Genomic DNA, 23,210 nt, shown 5'->3' on the forward strand with positions numbered 1-23,210 from the left:
AAAGAGGGTTCTTTAGAGTTTTTTTTTAGGCTGTTTTAGGCTTCGGTTGATTTTATGGGTAAATACGTCGACCTAGGTGAATTGCCACTCACTTATAGGTGATAAAAATCAAATCCACGGCCTGTTTTGATCCAGGATCTGGACATAGCATTCTCAAAATGAGTCACTTTGATCTCCCTCGTGGCCGGTCCACAAAAGGAAGTTGATACCTCTAGTATTTCTTCGGATCGAGGCCTAGCATTTCGCAAATTTTGGCTATGGCTTTGTTTTCTATGTCTTTTAGCTTTTCATCGGCCACGGCGGCGGCTTGTGCTAATTTAATTATTAATTCACTCTTCTCGGAATCACCCTTATAGGCGCGAATAGCGTCTGATGCTTTTTGATAGCCGAGTTCAAAATTTTCTACCAGCTGCTCATGTATGTTGTTAAACGCTTGTTCGAACTCTGCTGAAATCAACTCATTGAGTGGGCCTTTTCCTTTTAACGTTTCATAAAATCGAGTGACCTCTCGCATATCCAATTGGCTATCGGCCATGGCCACTAAAATAAATGACGCGGCTAAAGCATTCGCAAGTTGTTCATCGGCTTTCACTTTATATGCAACTATCAACCCTTTAGTCACTGTGACGTCCACTGCCCACTCCTTATTCATCCTCGCCAGCCCCTATGCGCTCGCTGGGTACTTGATTTAGTTTATCAAATGAACTCATGTCCGTAGAGCTGGTCGCTGCTGCCGCTGAAGCTTTCGCGCCCCGGCGGGACTCTTCTTTTTTCTGCCGTTTTTCTTTTTCCATTTCTTGATAGCGTTTGTTGTAATCACGCCAGGCCTGATCGAAATCACGGCGGGTTTCTCGAAGCCATGAGGAAAAATCCTTTTCTCGTTCTCGCAAGTTGGATTCAAAATCTTTGCGACGGTCTCTTTGTTCGTCAAAAAACTCTTTTCGATCCGCCTGCTGTTCATCGTAAAATTCTTTTGTTTCTTCTCTTGTGGATTTATACCGACGCTGCCCTTCACGCGCTTCTTTAAGGTCGTCTAGTTTTTTCTCACGAGATTTCTTTTCTTCGTTGTTAAACTTTTCACGTTCTTTTCTTATTTCTTTATTAAACTTATCCTGACGCTTACGAACTTCGCGATTAAACCGTTCGCGCACTGTGGATGGGTGAACCTTCACCTCGCCCATGTCACTGAGTATCAGCTTAAGTTGATCATTATCTTGCCGTTTATCTTCAGGGATACTCTGTCGCAATTCTTCTATTTTTTGTTGATCCCCTTGAACCGACACTTCCATGCTGCCGCTCGAGGCCTGCTCTGCCTCGCGGTGGTGTACCACCGTACAATTGACCATTATCGCGAGTCCCACCAGACCGGTGGCTAGCGACAAAAGGGGAAGGCGGAAATTATTGCCGTCTGACTTTTGATGAGAGTTCATAAGTCGATCATAGAAGAGCTTCTGACAAAACTCAACGCATTATAAGATATTACTATGTGGATAAAGCGCTATACGGCATCTCAGAGTCGAACCCCCTCGTACTTGAACCACCAAACTCGGTTCATCCACCGGTCCTTTCAGATTCGCTACACAGCCTATTTAAGCCTTGCGGCCACCTTAGGCATGGTCATTTCGATGATCCCGATCAGTTATTTTATCAACGAAAATTATGATGTTTTTATCCGGCTCGCCTATGACTATGCGCCAAATATCCTAGGTCATTTAGAAAAAGAACAGATTTGGCTTAACTCGCTGCTGTTTTCGATGTTTGTAGGCCTTGTTGTTTTCTTCACTATTTTTGGATTTAAACTCACTGCCAGAATGATCGGGCCCATTCAGATTGTGAAAAATCACCTGAAACAGCTGAGCCGAGGAAAATGGTTTAACCAAGAAATTAAAATCCGCGACAAAGACGAATTTCACGAACTCATTGAAGAATACAACTACTTCTACAAATCGTTTCGAAAGAATCTCGAAAACGACCTCTCGAGACTTGAAAAACTCAATATCAATCGAGACGACCGTGAATCTTACTACTTGTGGCAAAAAATGATCCACGAAAAGCAACTGCAGCTAGGTCGCACTCAAAGCGCGAGACCTCTTAACTCGTTCTCTAAACGTGCCAGCTAGAAAAATGCTTGCCAATACCACTAGACCAAATGCTATTCCCAGCCATCCCGATACGCCCAAGGCCGCTGGTATATATCCGCAAACAACGGCCAAGAAACCCACAAGCACACTGTAGGGCATTTGCGTTTGCACGTGATGCAAATGATCGCATGACGCTGCAATGGAGCTCATGATTGTGGTATCTGAAATGGGTGAACAGTGATCACCCAAGATGGCGCCATCCAACACGGCAGCCAACACCACAGGGGTCAACATCCCATAGGCACCCCCATCAAGTGCATGGGCCACCGGGGTCAATGTGGGCAGCAAAATGGCCATTGTCCCCCAACTTGTGCCCGTGGCAAAGGCCGTAAAACTTGCGACTACAAAAACGATGGCCGGAAACAACACGGGCGGTACACTGTCACCCACCATGCTGACAATAAATGGCCCCGTGTGCAACTCATCACAAACCCCTTTAAGGGACCATGCCAAAACCAAAATAACAATGGGCAATAGAGAACCTTTAAATCCCATGAGTGATGCTTTTAATGTGTTTAACGGTGGCAATTTTGCCCAGAGCACAGCCACGTTTATAGCGACTATCCAACCCGCAAAAGCCGAAATGGCCAAAATTAAAATTCCATTTTTTGCAGAGGATATGACTTGCCACCAATTAGAAACACTCAGCCACGCAAACCATCCCCTTTCAAGACCCCCACCATCTATCCATAGACCAGCAAAAACCATTGCCAATAAAACAAAAATAGGAATGGCCGCGGTCAACAGTGACAATCGAACACCGGGATCTTCTTCGTTCATCCTAAAACTTTTAGACGTCATTGGTTGAGCCCCGGGAGCTTCAAGCAACCCTTCTTTGGAGGCTCTTTTTTCAGCTTTTGCCATGGGACCAAAGTCAAACCCTGAAGCGGCATTGAATATGACAAATCCAATCATTAAAAAACAATAAAAGCGAAAACCCAAGGCATCAAAAAACATGGCATAGCCGTCACGCCCCATATTTAATTTTGATGACAGGTCTTGGAACAGGCCCACTTCATAGCCAATCCAAGTGCTGACAATAGCCACACCGGCCACGGGCGCACTGGTTGCATCGATCAAAAATGCAAACTTCTCTCGGCTTACATGATAGCGATCGGCCAAAGGCCTCATTGTTGCCCCGACAATCATGGTGTTAGCATAGTCATCAATAAATACGAGAAACCCCATGATAGCCGTCATTACCTGAGCCGAACGAGATCCCCGAACATAACGCTGAAGTCTTAAAATTAAAGCCTTCAAGCCACCGGCTGAAATCAACACTGAAATAAAACCCAAGATCAACATGACAAATGCCAAGATTTGCAGATTGGTCGTATCCGTGAGGGCCCCAAACATCAATTGGCCCGTTAATAAAACACTCTTTCCCCAAGCCTGAGGCTCAAATGTATGGCCGGGCAGCTTTGACAAAAAAGCACCCAGCGCCACGGCAGAGGCCATGCTTAACATGAGTTTTTGAGTGAGAAACGCAAGTATTATAGCCACGAGCGGTGGCAAAATGCTGTACCAACGCCCATCACTTGTTCCCGTGTCGGAGGCGTAGGCCAAAAGAATCAATGCTACGAGTAACGCAACCGCCACCTTAGTGCCGAATGAATTTTTCCCCTCTCCCATTTACCCCTTCTATCACCGCGATTTTTTTAAACGCCTTTGAATCTCACGATCTGCATCTTTTCGTTTTGCGGTCTCGCGTTTGTCTCCATGCTTTTTACCACGAACCAATGCCAGCTCTAATTTCACACGACCTTTTTTAAAATATATTTTAAGTGGCACACAACTAAGGCCTTTTTCGCGAATAACCCCCTGCAACCGATCAAGCTCATTTCGGTGCAAGAGTAGCTTTCGCAATCTTTCAGGATCGTGATTGTTATAGCTGCTGGCCTTGTAAACGCTAATGTGGGCGTTTTGCAAATAAGCCTCGTCTTTTACAAACGCCACATAGGAGTCTTTTAAATTGCACTGACCATCGCGCAAAGATTTGACCTCACTGCCCTGAAGGGCAACACCCGCCTCGAAGGTCTCAACGACTTCATAGTCATGCCTGGCTTTTTTATTTTCAGATATAATTTTAATGCCCACTCCCCTTGTCTAGCCCACGAAGAGGTGTTTGTACAGGGCGACAAAATCACTCGGGGACAGGGCTTCAGCTCGAACCTGGGGGGATAGACCCCGACTCAATAGGAATTCCTCCGCTTGAAGCCTCAAATCGCCCACCATCCCTTGAAAACCTTTGATATTTTTTAGCAGAAACTTTCGACGCTGGCTAAACGAGGCTTTTACGAAACTCAAAAACTGATTGTAGTGTATTTCTTCAACGGGCTTTCGATGAAAGACCAACACGCGGCTTGCCACCTTGGGTGGCGGCAAAAAATCCTTTGGCCCCACATCAAGCAATTGCTCTATTTGCCAATAGGTCTGCGCAATGACTGACAAAAGGCCATAGGCTTTCGATTTGGCTGGAGACATTATTCTTTGGGCCACTTCTTTTTGAAACATGAGAACCATGTGCTGCAACTGAGGTGGCCCCTCCGACAACTTAATCACTAGACTGGAACTGATTTGGTAGGGAAGATTGCTCACCAGGGCGGTGGGACCATGCAGCGGCAACTGCCCCCACGAAAAGGACAAGGCATCCTCTTCAATGACCTTAAGCCCCTGTTCGCGCCAATATTGAGAAAACTCGCGGTCCAACTCAATAAGTGTCAGGGGTTTTTGAAAACCCATTAGCCCTTCAGTGAGAGAACCCAGTCCGGGCCCCACCTCGATATACTCATCAGCCCCGAGCTGGTGGGCTGAAGAAATGATTTTATTTATCGCCCACTCGCTGACTAGAAAGTTTTGGCCCAAGGAACGCTTAGGTGAAACACCCATCTCAGCCAAACGCGCTTTTATTTTCGCAGACTGAGACATACTACCTTCTATTACTCGTCGATAAAATCATCAGGATAGACATGCGCCGAAGGCCCCAGGTCTTGCGCAGACACTTCGCCTCTATTCAAGCGCTGAATCCCCGCATACCCCACCATTGCCGCATTGTCTGTGCAGTAGCGAAGGGGTGGAACCACAAGCTGCACTCCCATTTTATCAGCCCACTCCCCGGCGGCTTCGCGCAAACGGAAGTTGGCACTCACGCCTCCCGTCAGCACAGCCCTTTTTAAACCCGACTGGACCACAGCGCGATCGAGCTTTGCCATTAATGAGTCCACAATGGCTTCTTGATAACTCGCACAAAGGTCATGTAGGTTTTCTTTGATCTTGTGATCGTCCCATCCCGCTATCAAACGTTGGGCCGAGGTCTTTAACCCCGAAAAACTGTAGTTAAAGTTGTCTTCTTTTACCAAGGGACGTGGAAAAACAAAGGCGTCACGCCGTCCCTCTTTTGAGAGCTTATCTACTTTTACACCACCCGGAAAACCCAATCCCACCATTTTTGCAAACTTATCAAAGGCCTCGCCAGCAGCATCATCAATGGTTTTTCCGAGAACACGATATTCGCCCAAACCCGTTACATGGTACAAATGGGTATGGCCGCCGCTCACAGCAAGTCCTATATAGGGATAATCAAAATCATCTGGCGGCTGATACCCTTCATCACGCAAAAAGGGTGCTAGAAGGTGGGCCTCAAGGTGATTGACGCCCAAAAAAGGCAAGCCCTTGGCCAAAGCCAAAGTTTTCACGGCCACAAGACCTACGAGTAGGGAGCCCACCAAACCGGGGCGCGAAGTCACTACCAACCCATCGATTTGCGACCAATTCATGTTTGCCTTACTAAGACAAACCTCTATGAGAGGCAAAAGATGAAGGGTGTGATTGCGACTTGCAATTTCAGGAACAATTCCGCCAAAGGGTTTGTGCTCGCTGTCTTGATTGGCACTAATAACGGCTCTCACAAACCCATCGTTGCGAACAATAGACACCGATGTGTCGTCGCAACTGGTCTCGACAGCCAGGACATTTTCAAATTTTATCATTTCAAATTCTTCAATCGATAGGAGGCCTTCTTCGCCATTCGGCTGCCCTTGTGACTATCAACCACTTCTTGATAAAAAAGCTTAGCTTCGTCTTTTTTACCTAACTCTTGAAAACAAACCCCAATTTTGTACGTGGCCTCGGCCACATTCTGGCCTTTTGGGTACTTCTTTCGGTAGTCTTCATATTTTAGTATGGCTTCTTTCCAATTTTTTTTCGTAAACAACGACTCCGCCGTAGTAAAACTACCACCCGATGCCGGCGCAGAAACAGATTTCGTTGATCCTGACTTTTGCACCTGCTCCACCGCTATCGACAGGCTACGCACCTGACTTCCTAATTTTTCTAATTCCTCTGCATAGGCTTTTAGGCGCACATCTTCGGCCTTGCTTTTTTCTTGATCAGACTCAATCTCCTGAGCTTTATGTTTTTCAAGTTGTTCAAATTTGTTTTCTAATACTTCGATGCGCCCGTTCATGGATAGCATCTGACTGAGAATTTCTTGCTGGCGAGCTTCCGTTGAAGCTCGTGACTCTTGTATGGCCTCAAGTTGCGTTTGCATATTTCGGCCTTCTGTCTGCTGGCGCAGCTCGGCCCGAGATACCAGACATCCTGTCGTACTAATCATTAATAGCAATATACCAAAAACCTGAATTTTTGAAATCACGTGGGACATCATTCAAACCCCTCACTGGTGTCGGAGCGTTTTAAGCGCGCTTTTGTCTCGGCCTGCTCAGCATAGCGCCTGGCCTTAAAAAAATAACCTTTGGCTTCATCATATTGTCGTTCGGCGTACTGCTCTTTAGCCTTACGATAATATTCATCAGCCTTATACCAATAACCTGGAGCGTAAGAGGCGGCACCTGATTTTTGTGCCTGCAAAATGGCTGCTCGAGCCAAAGTGTAATCGTGAATGGGCGGGGCCCCAGCACACCCACCAACAGCTATTATGAGGCTAGTGAGTGTGAGTATAGGGGCCAGTTTCATCGCATTTTACAGCAATTGGAGTTTATTGTGGGAGTGGTACGAAGTTAGCTCGACGATTACTTGCATAATCGGCCTCGCTATCACCCAAAGCCACTGGCTTTTCTTTTCCGTAGCTGATCACTGTCAGCTGCTTACTGGGAATGCCCAAGCTAACAAGGTAGTTTTTCACAGCTTGTGCTCGACGCTCACCCAAAGCCAGGTTGTATTCAACAGAACCTCTTTTGTCGCAATGCCCTTCCACTTGCACAGTGACATTCGCGTTTTGGCGAATCCAATCGGCATTTTCTCCAAGAAGACGACGGGCATCCGATGTCAACGTGGCGCGATCGAAGTCAAAGTTGATGGTTTTGAGACCAACGATATTACCGCTATCGCTTCCCATCGGATCGAAGTTCAGCGGTTGCGTAGAGATTTGACCCTCTGGCGTACCGGCCTGATCACCTTTTTTCTTTTTGCTACCGCAACCTGCGGCAAAGATTAATGAAGTCGTAACTAATGCAATACTAAGTAAGCGGGTCATATTTCTTCTCCTTTAACGACTTTCGTAGTTTCAAAAAATTGATCATAAATGTCAAATTTTACTCCTGACCGTTTGCCGCTAAGCAGCGGTCATATTTCGGACCCGCCGGACATGTACTGGTCACAAGATGCCCCTGCAAACTTGGCCTGCATTTGCAACCACTCGCTGAAATCGGTTTTTTAAGTGTGAAAGGCCGGCATTCCATAGGAGGATTTTTATGAATGGTCTTAATCGCGTGTTTTTAATGGGTCGCCTGGGATCCGCGCCCAAGCGGAGTTTGTCGAAAAATGGACGCCCATATACGCTACTCAGTATAGCGACTAACCGGCATTATCGAGACGACAAAGGCCAGAAACAAACCCATACCGACTGGCACCATGTGACCGTGTGGGGACCGCAAAGCGACTCCTGCGCTCAATATCTTGATAAAGGGCATCCGGTTTTGGTTGAGGGATATCTCACCTATTTTGATAAAGCCCTCGAAGAAGGCGGCAAAACTCATCAGGTGGCGATCCACGCCACACAAGTTCGGTTTTTGCCGGGAAGACCTGTAGCAGCGCCCGATTCAAATAATGACCCGGCTGCAATTGTTGAGGGCTGATGTCCACAAATGTTGACTTTTAATGACCGGAGCCACATCATTATGATGTGGCGCATCCACATCTAAACGGAATGGGGATGGGGCGTTCTGCAAAAGGGGCAAACATGGACAAACTGTCTTGGATAAAAGAATTGGTTCTCGCCGAACAGCAGATGGAAGAATCTGGCATGGTGGATATGTCTGCCGGATTTGACACCTTAAATATGCTTGAGGAAGAAACCATTGAGTTTTTGCAGGACCTGAAAACCTCTTTTGTGGAATCGGCCGCGGCGTTCAATCAACTCAAGGGCTCCACTCTTGGTAACGTAAAAATATACGGTATCTCCAAGACTCGGGCAGACTTCATGTTGTTTCGAAATGGATTTAAGCTGATTTTTTCTATGACTCAGCCAGGCCAAATTAAGATTTATGACAGCCAAATGACCAACAGTTTTGTGCCCGGGCAAAATGCTGCTGAAGAAACAACCGGACGCTTGGATTTGTTGATTGCGAAATGGGGACCCTTCGGCGAGCTGCAGTGGACCTACCAAGACCAACCTATCAATTTAGATTACCTCGTTCGCTTTTACACTTCTCGATTTATTCGAGAGAGCGCCAAGTAGTTTGGGTACCAGGTCCTAAACCTGGTCACAGGGCGTCAACACAAAATGCAACGCCATGGTACTCTATCGCGCAAACAGGTTTAGGACCTAGTACCCATTTGCCTATCCGAGGGCCTGGAGCAAGTCCCTCTTAAGATCTGAAATGTGTTCGAGGCCCACAGACATGCGGATCATCGACGGACTCACCCCAAAGCGAATGAGGTCTTCTTTAGCAACATCGGCGTGGGTCATTGACATAGGATGCTCCACAAGACTTTCAGTTCCTCCCAGGCTGACTGCAAGTCGCGCGATCTTAAATGCGTCTAGTACGCGAAAGGCTTCGTTCTCATCGCCCTTGACGTCGAAGGAAATCAAAGAGCCTGAGCCCGTACATTGTTGCTTGTAAATTCGGTGTTGTTCGCTTCCAACTTCGTGAAGTGAAGGGTAGTAGACCTTTGCGACCTTAGGGTGATTAATTAGTAACTCACAGAGTTTCTGACTATTTTTTGCCTGCCTCCGCATGCGAACAGACAAAGTTTCAAGGGACCGCAACAAAAGCCACCCCGTAAATGGGTTAGCCATAGTGCCTAGGATGGTTCGGTAGGTCATGATCTGATCCACTAAACTTTTCGATCCTGTGACCACTCCGGCAACCAAATCACTGTGACCGCCAATAAATTTGGTTGCCGAATAAAGAATGAGATCCGCACCGAAATGGGCGGGTCTTTGAAATACCGGCCCCAGAAACGTATTGTCGACCACGGTAAGTACTTTATCCTGCCCTTTGCCAAGTTGGGATGCGAGCTCACTGACTTTTGCAATATCAATTAAGGCATTTGATGGATTAGCCGGCGTTTCAATATAGAGCATCTTAACTTTGCCAGGACCTAGCTTTTCAGCGGCTTGTTTCATGAGTTGCGGCGTTTCGTCCCCGCCCAGAACTTGAATTGTGTTAATATTAAATTTTGGCAAAATGTGTTTAAACAAAAAATGGGTGCCTCCATAAACAGGAGCACTTGAAATTATATAATCCCCTGGTTTTAAAAGGCTCAAAATAGTGGTCGCTATCGCGGCCATACCAGAAGCAAAAACCGCTCCTTTCTCGGTTTGATCCCAGGCTGCAATTCGTTCCTCAAAGATCTGAAGATTAGGGTTATTTATGCGACTATAAATCAGTCCCATTTCTTCATTTTGTTGGTTTTGGTCTAAGCCATAGGCTAGCTCAAAAAATCTCTTTCCTTCTTTGCTCGATTTAAACTGAAAGGTGGAGGTTAGGAACACGGGCGGCTTAACTGAACCTTCGGAACGAGCGGGATCATACCCATATCCCAAGGCCAAAGTTTCAGGATTATACTCGTGGCCGGACTCATCAGTCTTTTTCACAAAACCTCCCTTTGAATCAATCGCGGATGAACCAACCTATCGCAAATACCAGTAGGCATCAATTACATTAGCGGGCCCTGCCTCTTCAGAAATACCCTTCGTTGCAGAGGCTTTTGAGGAAATGCAAGAAAAGGACTTGCTAGCCATTCAGCCCTGACTGGCCTAAAAAGCTAAGTTGAGAAACACAATCATTTGATGGCTTTCTTCTAAGCCACACGCCCTCGAAATAGTTTAAAGCTCAGTGGTCGAGTTGTCGCCACCTGCAAGGGAATGCGGTGGCCTTTCTCAAAATGCCTTGGGCTTTCGTTGGCCACTCGGACTAGGTCTCCGTTGAAGCTTACAATAAGAGTATCACTGCCTAAAGCCTCCACCACATCAGCGTTAACGACGTCTCCCACTTTTAACTTGGGAATGGTGAATTTCATGATTCTACCTGAGGGTTTCTTTCATATCGATTCGAGGAAACGTCACCCGACGGACAATTTTCTCAGCCTGTCCGCTGCCTGCACTGTTTGTTGTGGCCGCTGACACTGTTTGTTTTTTCGCCGCCTCAGGTCTGGCAGGGGCAGGATTAGGTGTAAACTCCATTTGCACTTGTGCCGCCACTTTGATTTGTGTGTCCGTGCGAGTGGGTCGGTCTAAATCGATCACAGGTATATCATCATGACTTGCCGGAGCACTCATGGATCGCACATCCTGAATTAAAGATTCTGCTGAGTCGACAATTTTAGATGTGATTTTTTGAGCAGTTTGCACTGCCTGAGTTGCGCCTCGCTTGATTCGCATCTCTTCGTCGTCCAATTGCTTTTGCTTGTCTTCAAAATCACGACATGCCTGCCTGAATTGTTCACCGAGATTTTCAAGTGACATGAGATCTCGTGAGTTAGAAGAAAATGAAGTAGAAAAATCTTGCGAAACTCCAGTCGAAGGGACGCCACCCCCCACAGGTTCTTGCTCAATCATCTCTTTATTTTCAAGGTTGAAATCTACTGTCGAAGCCAACCCCAAGTCCCCTGTTTCTGCATTAGCCTTGGCCCACTGCGGAAGCATCTCTTTATCAAACATCAGTTCGTCTCGGTTGACCTTAGCTATAAACTCAATTTCGCCACGAGGTAGATCCACCTCCTCCATGATCTCTTCAATACTCGCTCCGGCGTGAGCCAGCTCAGCCGCTTTTATGTATTTCAACGTACTTTGCCGCTCGATGATTTCTTCATGAGGTATTTTATCTTGAAAAATTTCTGCCACCTCTAGACTCTTACTCATCGACTTTTCAATTTTATGAACCTGTCCTTCAGCCTCTTCGATCTTTCTTTGAATCTGTTGGCACTTTTGTTCTAGCAATGTAGTTAGTTGTTTCACCTGCACTTCCGTACGGTCAGATAAATCCTCGAGCACTGAAATTTTACTTTGCAACAGCTGCAAGCCTCGGCTCAACCGCGGGTCATCCTGAGGCGGACGCTTAAGGCGAGTCCACATCACAACCACAGCCCCGATAAAAGTTAGATTCACTAGAATTTGAATAATGATCCATGCAGACATTTTCGCCCCCAACGTATCAGACCAAACCGCACGGGCACCACCAGCCAGTAAGATCTGCTTAACCTCTCCTTTAGTTTAATAAATCCGGGGGTTAGCCGCAACGCGACTAAAGTGGTGGGTAGGGGCCTAATGGCATCAAATCTGGGTCTTGACCGTGCCAATGACGATCTGCAACGCAAAAAGGAAAGGGATACCTTTTGTTTGGGGCAACGAGCTATTAACGCAGTCAGACATAGAGCTGTCAGTAAGAACATAGGCGCAGGCGGCTTCAAACACCCGCTCTGCGGAACTCGCCGGCTACACCTATGTTCTTACTGACAGCTCTTTGTCTGACTGCGTTAATAGCTCGTTGACTCCACTTACAGCGAGATTGGAATTAAAACGGACGGTCGGGTCTTATAGTTGGTTCAGGAACTGGGCGATTCTGCCTATGGCTTCTTCCATTCTCTGTGGCGACAAGGCGTAACTGATTCTTAAGTAACCTTCTTCGCCAAATTCAATTCCAGGAACGGCGGCCACCATTTGATCTTCAAGAATTGCTGCTGCTAAATCGCTGGATGTGGCCAGCTGTTTTCCTTTCCAGGCTCTGCCCAAGTAGTAAGAGAAATCTGGCCAAATGTAGAAAGCTCCTTCAGGGGCTTCCACGGAGACATGGGGCAGTTGGCTTACTTTTGAATATACCAGGTCACGACGCTCTTTGAGCTTTTTTAGTGCCGCCTGAACTTCTGGTTGTCCATCTCTAATAGCCACCAAGGCGGCTTGTTGAGCAATAGAGCACGCACAACTCACTGACTGACTCTGATATTTCGTCATGGCCTTGATCACTTCTTGCGGGCCCAGTGCCCAACCTACACGCCAACCCGTCATTGAATAGGTCTTGGCCACACCATTAATAACAAGAGTGCGATCCAATAAATCGGGCGCTTGCTTTAACAAATGGGGAGCTAAGCCGGATTCGTTAAATACCAATCGATTGTAAATATCATCGCTCAGTACACAAACATTGGGGTGTTCGCGTAACACTTTCGCTACGGCATCAAGCTCTTCAGCTGTGTACACTTCACCCGTAGGATTACTTGGTGTATTCAGAATCACTGCTTTGGTTTTGCTTGTTAGCACTTGTTTTAAACCGTCTGCCGTGAGTTTAAAGCGATCTTGTTTTTTGGTTTGCGCAATCACGGGCACGCCACCTGCTAACTCCACCATAGTAGGATAACTCACCCAATACGGAGCTGGAATCACCACTTCATCCCCAGGATCCACAACACTTTGAAGGGCTGCAAAAATAATAAACTTTCCGCCCGTGGAAACCGTCACATCATTGGGACCATATTTTGTGCCCAAGTCGGAATTTGTCTGATCACAAATGGCTTGTCGCAATTCAGGCGTTCCGTTTGCCGGTGTGTATTTGGTGATACCATCGTCAATGGCCTGCTTTGCCGCTTTCTTCACGGAATCAAAAGTGTCCCAGTCGGGCTCACCTACAGATAGGGAAATAACATCGTTCCCTTGGGCCTTTAGCTCTTTAGCTTTTGCAGCTAGGGCCAGGGTGGGTGAAGGTTTTAATTCTGATACCCGTTGCGATAATTTAATCATTCGTTCAAACTCCCTTAGTGTTCATCTGTTCGCGTAGCGCTTGATCCACACCGGGCGGCAATAGTCCAGAAAGATCACCTCCATGCAAAGCCACTTCTTTGACCAATCTCGAAGAAATAAAACTAAACTCCGGTGCCGCCAGCACAATTAAAGTTTCTATATCTGCATCTAATTTTTTATTCACGTGGGCCATGGCCATTTCATTTTCCATATCACCCACACCACGAATACCTCGTATGATCACTGTGGCGCCCACCTGCTTTGCAAAATCAATGGTTAACCCATCAAATTCTTCAACTTCTACGTTGGGCGCTGAGTCTTTTAATGATTCACTCACCAACCTACTTCGTTCACTGGCATCAAACACGTAATTCTTATTTTCGGCGTTGGCCACCAACACAATCAATCGATCAAAAAGCGGCGCCAAGCGCCTAACGATGTCTACATGGCCTAATGTGATTGGATCAAAACTGCCTGGGTAAATCCCGATTTTCACTTGCTAGAATCCTTGCTAAAGAATGACATATCCTTATCACCAAAATTTCTTCTGTCTAGTAGTTTCAAGTTTTCATAATTATCATCGATACGTTCGTGTCGACTCGACTCAATCACCACTACAGACCCGTCGTGAATCACCTGGCTCATTGAAATGGCCATCATCACGTCATGAGCCCACTTTTCTGTAAATGGGGGATCCACCAACACCAGATCAAAAGCATCGCCTGAAAATTTTTTAAGATACAAAAAGACATCTTTTTGAGTGATTTTATATCCTGATTCTACCTTTAGAAGTTCGAGGTTTTTTTTCAAGATCTCTAGTGACTTTCGATTTGACTCTACAAACTCCACCCAGTTGGCCCCACGAGATAGAGACTCTATTCCCAAATTGCCGGTGCCAGCAAATAAATCAAGCACCCGGGCGCCTTCCACCTGCCCCATTAACTTGTTAAACATCGTCTCCTTCACCCGGTCGGTGGTCGGTCTAATATGGGGGGCATTGAATGCAGATAGCCTGCGGCCTCGGTATTTGCCAGATATGATACGCATGAAAGCCGTTATAGCTGGCCAATGCGCACAAGGAAAGCTTGTATTTTTCTTTTGTTCTCAGGAAGAAGGCTCACGAAGTGCAACTCAGCCATATGATCACCGCCAACTGGCGCCTCTACTGTATCATTTTCATCTTCTGATTGATCCCCATCCTCTGGGCCCGGTTGTGGAGCTTGGGCCGTTGACGATGAACGACCCTGGCTGTCAGTCTCGGCTTCCGTTTCCGCTGGTTCCTCTGACATATTAGCCGTAAGGGGGTCAAAATTCCCTGATTTGGCACCTCCGGAGTAACGGATGTAGACTTTCACAACTTTTACCGCCTCGACGATTTCCAAGTTGAATACGGGAATTCGAAATCGGATTTCAAAAATTTGCCCCACCCTTAAGGTGGCCTCTGGCAGTTTAATCAAACAGCCACGCACAGCTAAATGGGGAATAGACACAGACTGAGGACCCTTATCGCCAATGAGCACAGCCTCGATGGGATATGGCGCCACCTTTTTCACAACAACATTAGATTTCTTTTTCTTGCCCCAAATCATTAACCAATTCCTCCGCCCGATCCATCACTTGAAAAATATCATCAAAAGGCTTCGAGATGAATAGATCGGCGCCAATAGACCTTGCCTTTTCCACATCGTATTTTCCCGTGTAGGCTGAAATCAAAACCACTTTTCCGGTTTTTTTGTCGCCTAACTCTTTTAATACCTGTGGGCCATTCAGCCCAGGCATCAACACGTCTAAAAACACCAAGTCTGGACTCTCGTTGATCCACTTCTCTAAGCCTGAAAGCCCCTCTTCAGCCAGCGACACTGTGTGCCCCCGCGATCGGGCCACCCTTTCTAAAGTCAGCCTAACTAGCGGCTCATCATCAATTATAAGTACCTTCATGCTTTATTAAGGATAGGGCTCAGCTTTTCAGGTGGTCAAGTGGAAGGCGGACGTAAAAAACAGATCCCTTACCGAGTTCACTGGATACCCTGATTTGGCCACCAAACTTTTCTACCACACTGCGACTTATGGCAAGCCCCAGCCCCGTTCCCTCACCTTCTTGCTTTGTCGTAAAAAACGAATCAAATATCCGATCTTTTATGTCGTCGGGAATGCCCTTTCCGGTATCACTGACAGCCAACTCCACCCAGTCCCCTTCGGCATGCTTACCGACGATTGTTTTGACTCCGATGGTTCCCTGATCTCCCATAGCCTGGCACGCGTTGGTAACCAAATTAAACACCACCTGCTGCAGCATCTGAGGCTCAACTTGAATATCGTTGGCCTCATCGGTCAAAGTGACTTCAATATTGTATCCCCGCATTGCCGTTTTCAAAAGCGGCAGTGTCTTTCTTACAACATCGTTAAGAGAAACCCTTGTGCGAGCAGCACTTCCACTTTTTGAAAACTCCAACAGGTTTCGAATAATACCCTGGCAACGGGCTGCTGCAGTTTCCACTTCTTTAAGATCACCGTAAGCCACTCTGTCTTGATCCACTTGGGCCAAAAGAATTTGTGCCAAAGATCTGATGCCGGTTAATGGGTTGTTCAGTTCATGGGCAATGTTTCCTGCAAGATGGCCTATGGCTGCCATCTTTTCATTTTGTATCATCATGCTTTGCAGTGTTTGAGACTGTGTTATGTTTTCGTAGTAATTGACCACTGTTGTGGGGTGCCGCTCATGGTTTAAACGAATGGGATAAGAGTGCACTTCAAATATTTGGTCATGACGACGCACCTCAGAGGTTTGAGGCTGGTTGCTTTCAATCACATCTGACACCGGGCAGCCGTCACAGACTTCGTTGCTCTGATCAAATCCCTTATGGCATTTTGCTGGAGGCACTGGTTCTCCGAAGGCCTTATTTGAACGCAGTAAATTATAGTCCAGGTCCATAATGGCAACAGGGTCTTGGATACTGTCAAACGTTCGTTCCCAAGTAATGGAGGCCTGCTTTAACTCATACTCCAACATGATTCGGTCCAACGCCACGCTGAGTGGTTGCAATCTCTCGCCAATATAAGACACAAATTCATCTTGTTCCGATGGCGCTAGCGAGTGCTCAACATACAAAATAGCTGTCAACTTTGAGGCCCTGTCTGTCGATGTTTCATTGGGCTTGCGCCAGACAAGAGGCACTGAAACCACTTTTGCAAAAGGGCGGCTTAATTCGTTAGCCAACTTTTTCTTGGCCTCAATGTCATCAAGAACCAATCTTGACGTCTGAGGCACCTCAATACTTAAGTTCTTCTCGATGATCCGCATTCCCTGAAAATATAGACCACGAACTTGTTCCTTTGCATTAACATAGACCAATAGGGGCTCTTGCACATGGTGAAACTTTTTGATTTCTTTTCGAATTAACATCAAGATTTCTTCAGGCGCCACTAACTGCGAGAGCTCTTTTACAAATCGGTTAAGTGCTCTTAGCTGACTGACTGAACTCTCCAATTCCTGTTTTGATCTTAAAACATGGCCTGTTCGGTCGGCCAATTGCTGCTCTAGTTGTTCAGTCATTGAAGCCAGATATTGATTTTGTTTTCTGGCTTCACTTAGTATGTACCTCTTGTTCACTTTCCTTTCGAACTCGTTAAGAGCTTCTTCGGAAGTTTTGCGAAAAACTTCTTTATCCCATTGATTCAACAACACTCTAAAGACAGAGCCACTATTAATAACTGAAGCCAACCAATCTTTATCATCGGAACTCGGCAATAAGACCACAGGCGTTTCTGGGTACTTTTGCACAAAGGACGCAAGCCACTTGCCATCACTTTCAGTTTGATGGGTTTCAAAATAAACCAGGGCCGGTTGTTCGGCGGGCACCACGAGCGAACCCTGCAAATCGTGGCCCATTTGATGTATGGGCCACTTCTCGCTGAATTCTTGTTCAAACGTGGAACTTAAATTTGATTGGCTACTTTCACTCACCCAAAGAACTGGCATTTCGAACTTAAGGTGAATTTGCTCTTCCATTAAGTGCTCTCTTGGCCTAGGGCATTTTTAAGGTCGCGCCCTGAACGCTGCCTGTTATTTCTGCTTTTGTTGATAGATTATAGCACTCTTTTCACGAATAAATTCAAGCCATTTATCGAGGGCCTCAGTCAAATCATATTCCATGACGTCACTTGCTAATACATAGTCACCCACTTCGTAGGCTGCCATGAGGTGACTAATCGTATCGCCATACCCAGACACAGTGGTCTCCCACTCTTGGCTAAAGTTCTCATCTGTCTCTGGGCGCAAATGACTTTTTAACAGTGAAAAGGCCTCGGTTAACCATTGGCAGGCACTAATGGTATCGGCAAATAACCGCTGCGCCCCAGGAATGTCTTGACCTCGAAAGAGGTCGGCCGTGGTCAATGCCGTGTCTTTGATTTGAGGTATCCAGCTTATGATTGAGCCCACCGTTTCGGCCACCAGTTCTTCTGTGCGGCGGGAACAAATTTTTATCGACTCAATTTCCTCCACGCGTGCGCCCGACAACCGTTGTTCATCGCTTTCCGACAGTAACATGTTATTGACATAGACCTCGCAGACCACCTCACCTTTTGTTGAAAGTCTCTGCTCTGCCGCAATGATCACGTCCTGCAGACTTTCACAGCCGGGAAAGGTTTCTCGCACTTCACTTTGCGTCCATGTGGTTTCCATGATACTCCTCCTCTATCTGTTGGGCGCCGGGATTTGGCCCCAAATATAGCGATAATACCGATAGTAAATCATTAAAACATTTCTCTGTGGCTTTTATAACTTGATCGAAGCTTCCGGGACCAATACGTAACCGCTCCGTTTGAAACCAAGAAATAAGGGGCTGCAGCGATGGCACCATTTTTTCTATTCCCTGTAGAAGTAAATCAAGTTGGGAAAACATCGACATCGCGGTTTGGCGAGTTTTTGGATTTTTCATATCGTTAATCTGTATGAGACCCACTTGCGCCACCTCGGCTAAACGATATAGCCCTTCGGCCACAAGCTCGTTGTGAATCATTGGAAACTCTGCACCCAGATAGATCGCTTGTATGAGGTCCCACTGCAGCTGGGCTTCCTCCACAGCCTCACCCTGTGCCTGGTAAGAAACAATGCCGCCTGGCGCTCGACAATAAACAGGCATTCCTGAAGTCGTGTTATTCAAAAGGGCCATCAATTCTCGAACAACGGCATCTGGGCTAACATCCTCGTTGTTTTGCGAATATATAACACGGCTGTTCAATGATCGCGGACCGGTTTCCCAAAAATTCACTGATGAAAACGACAGGTTGAGACAGGGTACACCTTCGAGACTCGCCACGTGCATCATCATGCTGTCGCCGCCAACCACCGCCTCAGCTCCCCTAACCACGGCAAAAAGATCTTCAAAATCTGTTTTGCCGATGCCGTTGACCACTTGAGCATGAGAAAGTCCATCTAAAATAGCCTCTCCTAACGGCTCTTCGTTCTCTGACCCGAGGATTACGATAGCGCCCTTGTATTGTGAGAGTAAGTGCCGCACCACTTGACGCCACTTAAAAGGGTCAAGCGTTTTATGGATTTGACTCGCACCGGGATGAAGCACCACATAAGGGGTTTTACCCAACTCTCCTGCGATAGATAATTCTTTAAAAGCGGAGTCTTTGCTCAATTTAGATTTAAAGACAAAATCAGACTCGACCAACTCTACGCCACTGACAGCAGCGAAAATATCAGTGAGGTGCAGTCGGTTGAACTTATCAACTCCCACTTGGGCGTAAAAGTAGGCACTCGTATCATCGGGAATTGCCAAGAAGCCATCTGAATGGCGCGTGTAGCCGCACACCTTTGTATTCTTATGGGCTATGGCAGAGACGAGATAGCTCGACAGCGGAGAGAAAGACAAATTTATAATTTGGTCGTATTGGCAATCAGCCAATCCGTCTGTGAAACTTTCAACAGCATCCAAAGCTTTCGACAGCGCCTGGGCGTCGTTGACTATAGGTTCAAGAATTTCTCTAGAGTCAAATTCAATGAGGTTATCTACTGCGGCCAGATTCTTCACAATCGGCGCATATCGGCCCCTTGCCAACAGATCAATCGTTGCCGATGGGTAAACTCGCCTTAATGCATTGAGTGTAGGTACTGTCTGAAGGAGATCACCGTACCTGGCGAGCTGCAGAACGAGTATTTTCATTTGCTAGTTGCTCCTTGATGAGCTCAGTTAAAATCCTTAACCGCTCAACCTCACGAGTATACCCTCTGGACTTCACTATGCTCTCTGAAGTTTTCTCTAATTTTTGTAAAGTGCCCTGCAAATAGGACTCTAAATTCGCTTGGTTCATCTTGCCTCCACATCGTCCATGCGAACCGAACGCAACAGTTTTAATTTTATTTTATTTTGCTCATAGGCCTGCTCAATGATCGTCTGCAATCGGCGTATCATTGAAAAATCAGTGTGATTTTTGGTCTCAGCCAATTGCAAACTTTCTTTCACTAAAAAACCGAAGCTGGAATCCTGCAACCATGGCATCGCCAGCGCCATATCCCCGTACTCTTTGATAAACGGCAGGAGGTCACCATTTTCGGTTCGTAATTTTTGACTAAAGTTCATTTGTAGCTTCAGCAAATCCTCATCTTGCGCCATCAACCTAGACTCTAGACTCCGCGCCTTCTCCTGAAACTCATCCGCCGTTAAGGCTACGGCGGCTTCTTGAAAAAACAGCCCCAACTCCGAACCCACACTTCCAAATGGAAACAAATTGATTTTGTTGGTTCGCGACAGTAGAAATTTCCAGCTCACACTTTCAAGGGCCTGTTCCACAGCGCTTTGACTATCTGCAAGATTTACTGCGCTCCATATGCCGCCCAGTTTGAAAGTTCTAAACACGTCAATTTCATCAGCAAACTCGCTAGCAATAGCCCGTATGCCCTCCCAATTGTTCATCAAAAGTTGTGTCACCACGGGGGCCACTATCTCAGGCACGAGGTTTTTGGCACACATGTGCTCTGTAAACTGGCAGGGATTTCTGTGCGGACAAGGAAGGCAGGACACCTTGGGCTGAAGTATCACTGCATTTTTTTTGTAGGCACCTGTTTTGTAAAGATGACTGCTGCCTAAACTCAGCTCGATGACCTTTGCATCACTGCCTGCGGCCATATGTTTCAAACAAGTATCACCGACAATGATCCCCTTGGCTCGCTTTATTAGGCTAAAAGCGCCTTCAAAACTGCAAAGAGCCGTATGCAGAGTTACACCCTGGTTCGCACATCGACTTTGAAAATCAAGCAGCGAATCTTTTTCAAATGGGGCGCCACTGGCTACAAATTCAATTTTTGGATCGAGCCGGTGGATGAGCGCAAGAGTATCGACAAAAAATTCTACGCCCCAATTTTTTTTGTCATCACTCGTAAAGGGCTGCACCAAGATAAATGGCCTATCGAGAAACTCTAATTCGTTAATCTCAGCTCGGCCTTTTTCTGTTTCTGACAACGTCACTGGCTCTGGCGATTCATCAAGAGCTGACCCAAAATAAAATATATCGCTATAGTTAAGGGGTCGGCCCTCTCCCGCGGCCACAAAATCGTTTATATACCGAAACCAAGGAGAGCCAAAATTAACCTGGCCTCGCTGATCAAAAGACATGCCTATTTTTACATCGCCACTAACAAGACCAAGAAGCCACGCGCTAAATCGCGTTTGTGTGTAGTTAATAATTAACTCATACTTCTCGCCGTTGAGATTATCTACGATGTTCTTGACGTCATCGTATGGACGCAATAACGGGGCGCTGGCGCTTATCAGATCATCCTGAATCTGCTTTCTATCGATGTAGTGGGCGACATCAACCATTGGCAGAATTGGCAGGATCCCCTGATTTTGCTTGTGGGTAAGAAGATGAATTTCAGCTCCGGGGTATCGCTTTTTTAAGCCCTGCAAAGCCGGTGTCGTCATAACTAAATCGCCTGCCCTTAAAAGGGATATAGCCAAAATTTTCACACCAACAACTCCCGTAGTGCTTTGACAATCATCTGGGGGTGATTCAACTCGACCTCTGGCCGTTGCTCAACTAAAGTTACCAAATCTTTAATTGAAACGTATTTCCCCTCGATTGCTGGAACCAGATCGCCTTCTTTGCAGCCTACCATTTGTTTAATATCTGAGCGAACTTCATGTGCAAATTGAACGCCCTCGACTGAACGAACCAGCAAAAAGTCCAGGAAGGTTTCATAAAGTTCTGGGGCAAACTGAACACTGGCCTGATGCACCAATACAGCGTAGGTGGATTTGAATATTGGTTTTAACTTTCGACTTTTTCGTAGCTCACCTAGCGAAGTGGCACAGATAAATTCTATCCCCGTTAACTCGATGGAATGTTCGGCTAGACAAAAATCTATAAATTTCATTTGTTGGTCAATTGCGACTATTTCTTTTCCTGGGTAGCTCTTTCTAAGCTCAGACAAATGATAGCCACAACCCGCACCCAAAACGATGACGGCTTTAGCTCTTTGCAACTCGCGACTTTGGGCTTCGACCCATTTCTGACTTTCCTTGCGAGGATCAACTGTTGAACATAAATGCTTACCGTCAAGGGATAAGATCGGCAATCCGCTTCGAGACAAAGACCTATTCACCCGCTTTCACCTGCTGTTGCTGGCGAAGGGCACCTTCGATAGCCTCAAAAAAAGCCTGTCCACCTTCAATATGCGGATCAATCTCAAGAACCCTTGTCATTTCTAACAAAGCGGCACTGTACCTCTCACCAAAAGTTAGAAGTTTTGCCAACCAAAAAGCCATCTCCGTGTCTTGATCGTTTTCAATCAAATAACTTTGTATTCTTTCAATCGCAGAATCTATGCGCCCACTTTTGAAGGCCGCTTCTATGAGCATTCTAAGTGCTGTAGAGTTGTTGGGGTCCAAATCCAATGCCTTTTCAAGATTTCCCCAAGATAGCTCTATGTCACCATATTCACGGTGGATTAGCGCTAGGCCCACCCATGCTCTTGAATTTTGCGAATTCACTTCCACAGCAGCGCGAAAGCGGGCCAAGGCTTTGTCTAAATTATTTCTTTGAATTTCAAGAGTGCCGTAATTGACCAAAAGCGCGTCGGAATCAGGATTTATCGTGTAGGCCTTGTTGTAGTTTTCTTCGGCCCCCTCGAAATCCCCCTTCCTTACAAGAATATTCCCGACGTTCTTAAATACATCAAATAATACAGGTGTATCTTGTTTCAAATTATCGAGTCCCAATTGATAGAACCGCAACGCCTCGTCATATTCTTCAAGTTCGTAGAGAAGGTCAGCCAATGCCACAATATTCTCTGATGAGGGATGCCTCTGAATCAGGGCCTCATAACACTTAAGAGAAAGATCCATGTCACCTACGCCAATACTGGACTCAGCCATCCCGCGAAGAGCTACGGCGTTGTTTGGATCCCCATGCAATACCCGTCGAAGCAGGTTTTGCGCTAGATGATATTCTTGATTGCGCAATAGCAAACCGGCGTTGGCCAACAGCTCTGCATACCGTTTGGGCTCTGGATTTGCAGGCGCAGGGGTTCGAACAGGAGCGTGATAACTCTCTGTTAAGTCGTGATCAAACGCCTCAACTGCTTGCTGGCGCCATTCTTGTGGCAATGGGCCTACCGAAGAATGATCCACTCTGAATTGGTCTTGCCGCCTGTGGCTTTCTTCTAGGTTTTCGTTCGAACGATCTATGCTAAAAAAATTTGTGGGTTCTGACTCAGGTCTAGACATAGTCCCCTTCCTTGTTGATCACCTCTTACTAGAGCAACCATGATGCCAACGAGAAAAACAATGTGAGCGATGTCATCGATAAAATCGACAGGGGTTTGACTGGACGCCCTGAGCGGGCGTCATTTAATTGTCCGG

26 protein-coding genes are annotated in these 23,210 nt (G+C 46.5%); 3 read left to right on the forward strand and 23 right to left on the reverse strand.

The genetic code is table 11. The features are described from left to right. Positions 1-211 precede the first annotated feature (211 nt). Positions 212-652 carry a tellurite resistance TerB family protein gene (locus H6626_09375; protein ID USN46426.1) on the reverse strand — a complete coding sequence of 147 codons (441 nt, stop codon included), beginning with the start codon at positions 650-652 and terminating at the stop codon, positions 212-214. Next, the gene (locus H6626_09380) at positions 645-1,430 is read right to left on the reverse strand and encodes a hypothetical protein (GenBank protein USN46427.1); all 786 of its coding nucleotides are present in this window, start codon (positions 1,428-1,430) and stop codon (positions 645-647) included. The genes H6626_09375 and H6626_09380 overlap by 8 nt, the downstream gene beginning before the upstream one ends. 54 nt (positions 1,431-1,484) lie before the next feature. Here H6626_09380 and H6626_09385 point away from each other — a divergent pair, with 54 nt between their 5' ends. After that, positions 1,485-2,120 carry a hypothetical protein gene (locus H6626_09385; protein ID USN46428.1) on the forward strand — a complete coding sequence of 212 codons (636 nt, stop codon included), beginning with the start codon at positions 1,485-1,487 and terminating at the stop codon, positions 2,118-2,120. Here H6626_09385 and H6626_09390 read toward each other — a convergent pair. Genes H6626_09390 through pal form a run of 7 tightly spaced genes read right to left on the reverse strand, consistent with a single transcriptional unit; the run spans position 2,064 to position 7,635 of the window. Next, a complete protein-coding gene (locus tag H6626_09390) occupies positions 2,064-3,773 on the reverse strand; it encodes a Na+/H+ antiporter NhaC family protein (GenBank protein ID USN46429.1) in 1,710 nt (569 codons plus the stop codon). The genes H6626_09385 and H6626_09390 overlap by 57 nt on opposite strands. Before the next feature lie 12 nt (positions 3,774-3,785). Continuing rightward, positions 3,786-4,232 (reverse strand): SsrA-binding protein SmpB, encoded by a 447-nt coding sequence (gene smpB / locus H6626_09395; GenBank protein ID USN48992.1) that lies wholly within the window; start codon positions 4,230-4,232, stop codon positions 3,786-3,788. Between the two features lie 15 nt (positions 4,233-4,247). Next, complete coding sequence (rsmA, locus tag H6626_09400; GenBank protein ID USN46430.1) at positions 4,248-5,069, reverse strand: ribosomal RNA small subunit methyltransferase A; 822 nt, start codon at positions 5,067-5,069, stop codon at positions 4,248-4,250. Between the two features lie 11 nt (positions 5,070-5,080). Continuing rightward, complete coding sequence (tsaD, locus tag H6626_09405) at positions 5,081-6,130, reverse strand: tRNA (adenosine(37)-N6)-threonylcarbamoyltransferase complex transferase subunit TsaD (protein USN46431.1); 1,050 nt, start codon at positions 6,128-6,130, stop codon at positions 5,081-5,083. Then, positions 6,127-6,807, reverse strand: coding sequence for a tetratricopeptide repeat protein (locus H6626_09410; GenBank protein ID USN46432.1), 681 nt, complete (start codon positions 6,805-6,807; stop codon positions 6,127-6,129). The genes tsaD and H6626_09410 overlap by 4 nt, the downstream gene beginning before the upstream one ends. Further along, on the reverse strand, positions 6,804-7,115 hold the full coding sequence (locus tag H6626_09415) for a DUF4398 domain-containing protein (GenBank protein ID USN46433.1): 312 nt from the start codon (positions 7,113-7,115) through the stop codon (positions 6,804-6,806). The genes H6626_09410 and H6626_09415 overlap by 4 nt, the downstream gene beginning before the upstream one ends. A 22-nt stretch (positions 7,116-7,137) precedes the next feature. Continuing rightward, on the reverse strand, positions 7,138-7,635 hold the full coding sequence (pal, locus tag H6626_09420) for a peptidoglycan-associated lipoprotein Pal (protein USN46434.1): 498 nt from the start codon (positions 7,633-7,635) through the stop codon (positions 7,138-7,140). A 217-nt stretch (positions 7,636-7,852) separates the two neighbouring features. On the opposite strand from pal, the gene H6626_09425 reads away from it, so the two are divergent. Next, positions 7,853-8,236, forward strand: a complete 384-nt coding sequence (locus tag H6626_09425) for a single-stranded DNA-binding protein (GenBank protein USN46435.1) — start codon at positions 7,853-7,855, stop codon at positions 8,234-8,236. Positions 8,237-8,340: 104 nt separating this feature from the next. Continuing rightward, positions 8,341-8,838 (forward strand): hypothetical protein, encoded by a 498-nt coding sequence (locus H6626_09430; GenBank protein USN46436.1) that lies wholly within the window; start codon positions 8,341-8,343, stop codon positions 8,836-8,838. Between the two features lie 102 nt (positions 8,839-8,940). On the opposite strand, the gene H6626_09435 is transcribed toward H6626_09430, so the two are convergent. From H6626_09435 to H6626_09500, 14 genes are all read right to left on the reverse strand, one after another. Then, the gene (locus H6626_09435; protein ID USN46437.1) at positions 8,941-10,200 is read right to left on the reverse strand and encodes a cystathionine gamma-synthase family protein; all 1,260 of its coding nucleotides are present in this window, start codon (positions 10,198-10,200) and stop codon (positions 8,941-8,943) included. Positions 10,201-10,406: 206 nt separating this feature from the next. Further along, positions 10,407-10,625 carry a hypothetical protein gene (locus H6626_09440; GenBank protein USN46438.1) on the reverse strand — a complete coding sequence of 73 codons (219 nt, stop codon included), beginning with the start codon at positions 10,623-10,625 and terminating at the stop codon, positions 10,407-10,409. A 4-nt stretch (positions 10,626-10,629) separates the two neighbouring features. Further along, positions 10,630-11,742, reverse strand: coding sequence for a DUF2802 domain-containing protein (locus tag H6626_09445; GenBank protein ID USN46439.1), 1,113 nt, complete (start codon positions 11,740-11,742; stop codon positions 10,630-10,632). Between the two features lie 396 nt (positions 11,743-12,138). After that, the gene (locus tag H6626_09450) at positions 12,139-13,338 is read right to left on the reverse strand and encodes a pyridoxal phosphate-dependent aminotransferase (protein USN46440.1); all 1,200 of its coding nucleotides are present in this window, start codon (positions 13,336-13,338) and stop codon (positions 12,139-12,141) included. A 4-nt stretch (positions 13,339-13,342) separates the two neighbouring features. Continuing rightward, positions 13,343-13,834 carry a pantetheine-phosphate adenylyltransferase gene (coaD, locus tag H6626_09455; GenBank protein ID USN46441.1) on the reverse strand — a complete coding sequence of 164 codons (492 nt, stop codon included), beginning with the start codon at positions 13,832-13,834 and terminating at the stop codon, positions 13,343-13,345. Further along, positions 13,831-14,385: a 16S rRNA (guanine(966)-N(2))-methyltransferase RsmD gene (gene rsmD, locus H6626_09460; protein USN46442.1), complete on the reverse strand. Its 555-nt coding sequence runs from the start codon at positions 14,383-14,385 to the stop codon at positions 13,831-13,833. The genes coaD and rsmD overlap by 4 nt, the downstream gene beginning before the upstream one ends. Before the next feature lie 8 nt (positions 14,386-14,393). Further along, positions 14,394-14,927: a PilZ domain-containing protein gene (locus H6626_09465; GenBank protein ID USN46443.1), complete on the reverse strand. Its 534-nt coding sequence runs from the start codon at positions 14,925-14,927 to the stop codon at positions 14,394-14,396. Then, positions 14,899-15,276: a response regulator gene (locus tag H6626_09470; GenBank protein USN46444.1), complete on the reverse strand. Its 378-nt coding sequence runs from the start codon at positions 15,274-15,276 to the stop codon at positions 14,899-14,901. Before H6626_09470 ends, H6626_09465 begins: the two co-directional genes overlap by 29 nt. A 19-nt stretch (positions 15,277-15,295) precedes the next feature. Next, positions 15,296-17,347 carry a hypothetical protein gene (locus H6626_09475; protein USN46445.1) on the reverse strand — a complete coding sequence of 684 codons (2,052 nt, stop codon included), beginning with the start codon at positions 17,345-17,347 and terminating at the stop codon, positions 15,296-15,298. A 54-nt stretch (positions 17,348-17,401) separates the two neighbouring features. After that, positions 17,402-18,022 (reverse strand): hypothetical protein, encoded by a 621-nt coding sequence (locus H6626_09480; protein USN46446.1) that lies wholly within the window; start codon positions 18,020-18,022, stop codon positions 17,402-17,404. Then, positions 17,997-19,514, reverse strand: coding sequence for a glycosyltransferase family 9 protein (locus tag H6626_09485; protein USN46447.1), 1,518 nt, complete (start codon positions 19,512-19,514; stop codon positions 17,997-17,999). The genes H6626_09480 and H6626_09485 overlap by 26 nt, the downstream gene beginning before the upstream one ends. Before the next feature lie 144 nt (positions 19,515-19,658). Continuing rightward, positions 19,659-21,317, reverse strand: coding sequence for a glycosyltransferase family 9 protein (locus tag H6626_09490; GenBank protein ID USN46448.1), 1,659 nt, complete (start codon positions 21,315-21,317; stop codon positions 19,659-19,661). Continuing rightward, entirely contained in the window at positions 21,314-21,952 is a 639-nt protein-coding gene (locus H6626_09495) for a hypothetical protein (GenBank protein ID USN46449.1), read from the reverse strand. Before H6626_09495 ends, H6626_09490 begins: the two co-directional genes overlap by 4 nt. Then, on the reverse strand, positions 21,945-23,075 hold the full coding sequence (locus tag H6626_09500; GenBank protein ID USN46450.1) for a tetratricopeptide repeat protein: 1,131 nt from the start codon (positions 23,073-23,075) through the stop codon (positions 21,945-21,947). The genes H6626_09495 and H6626_09500 overlap by 8 nt, the downstream gene beginning before the upstream one ends. Positions 23,076-23,210 lie beyond the last annotated feature (135 nt).

Source organism: Pseudobdellovibrionaceae bacterium (genome assembly GCA_023898385.1).
In the GTDB taxonomy this organism is placed as follows: Bacteria; Bdellovibrionota; Bdellovibrionia; order Bdellovibrionales; family UBA1609.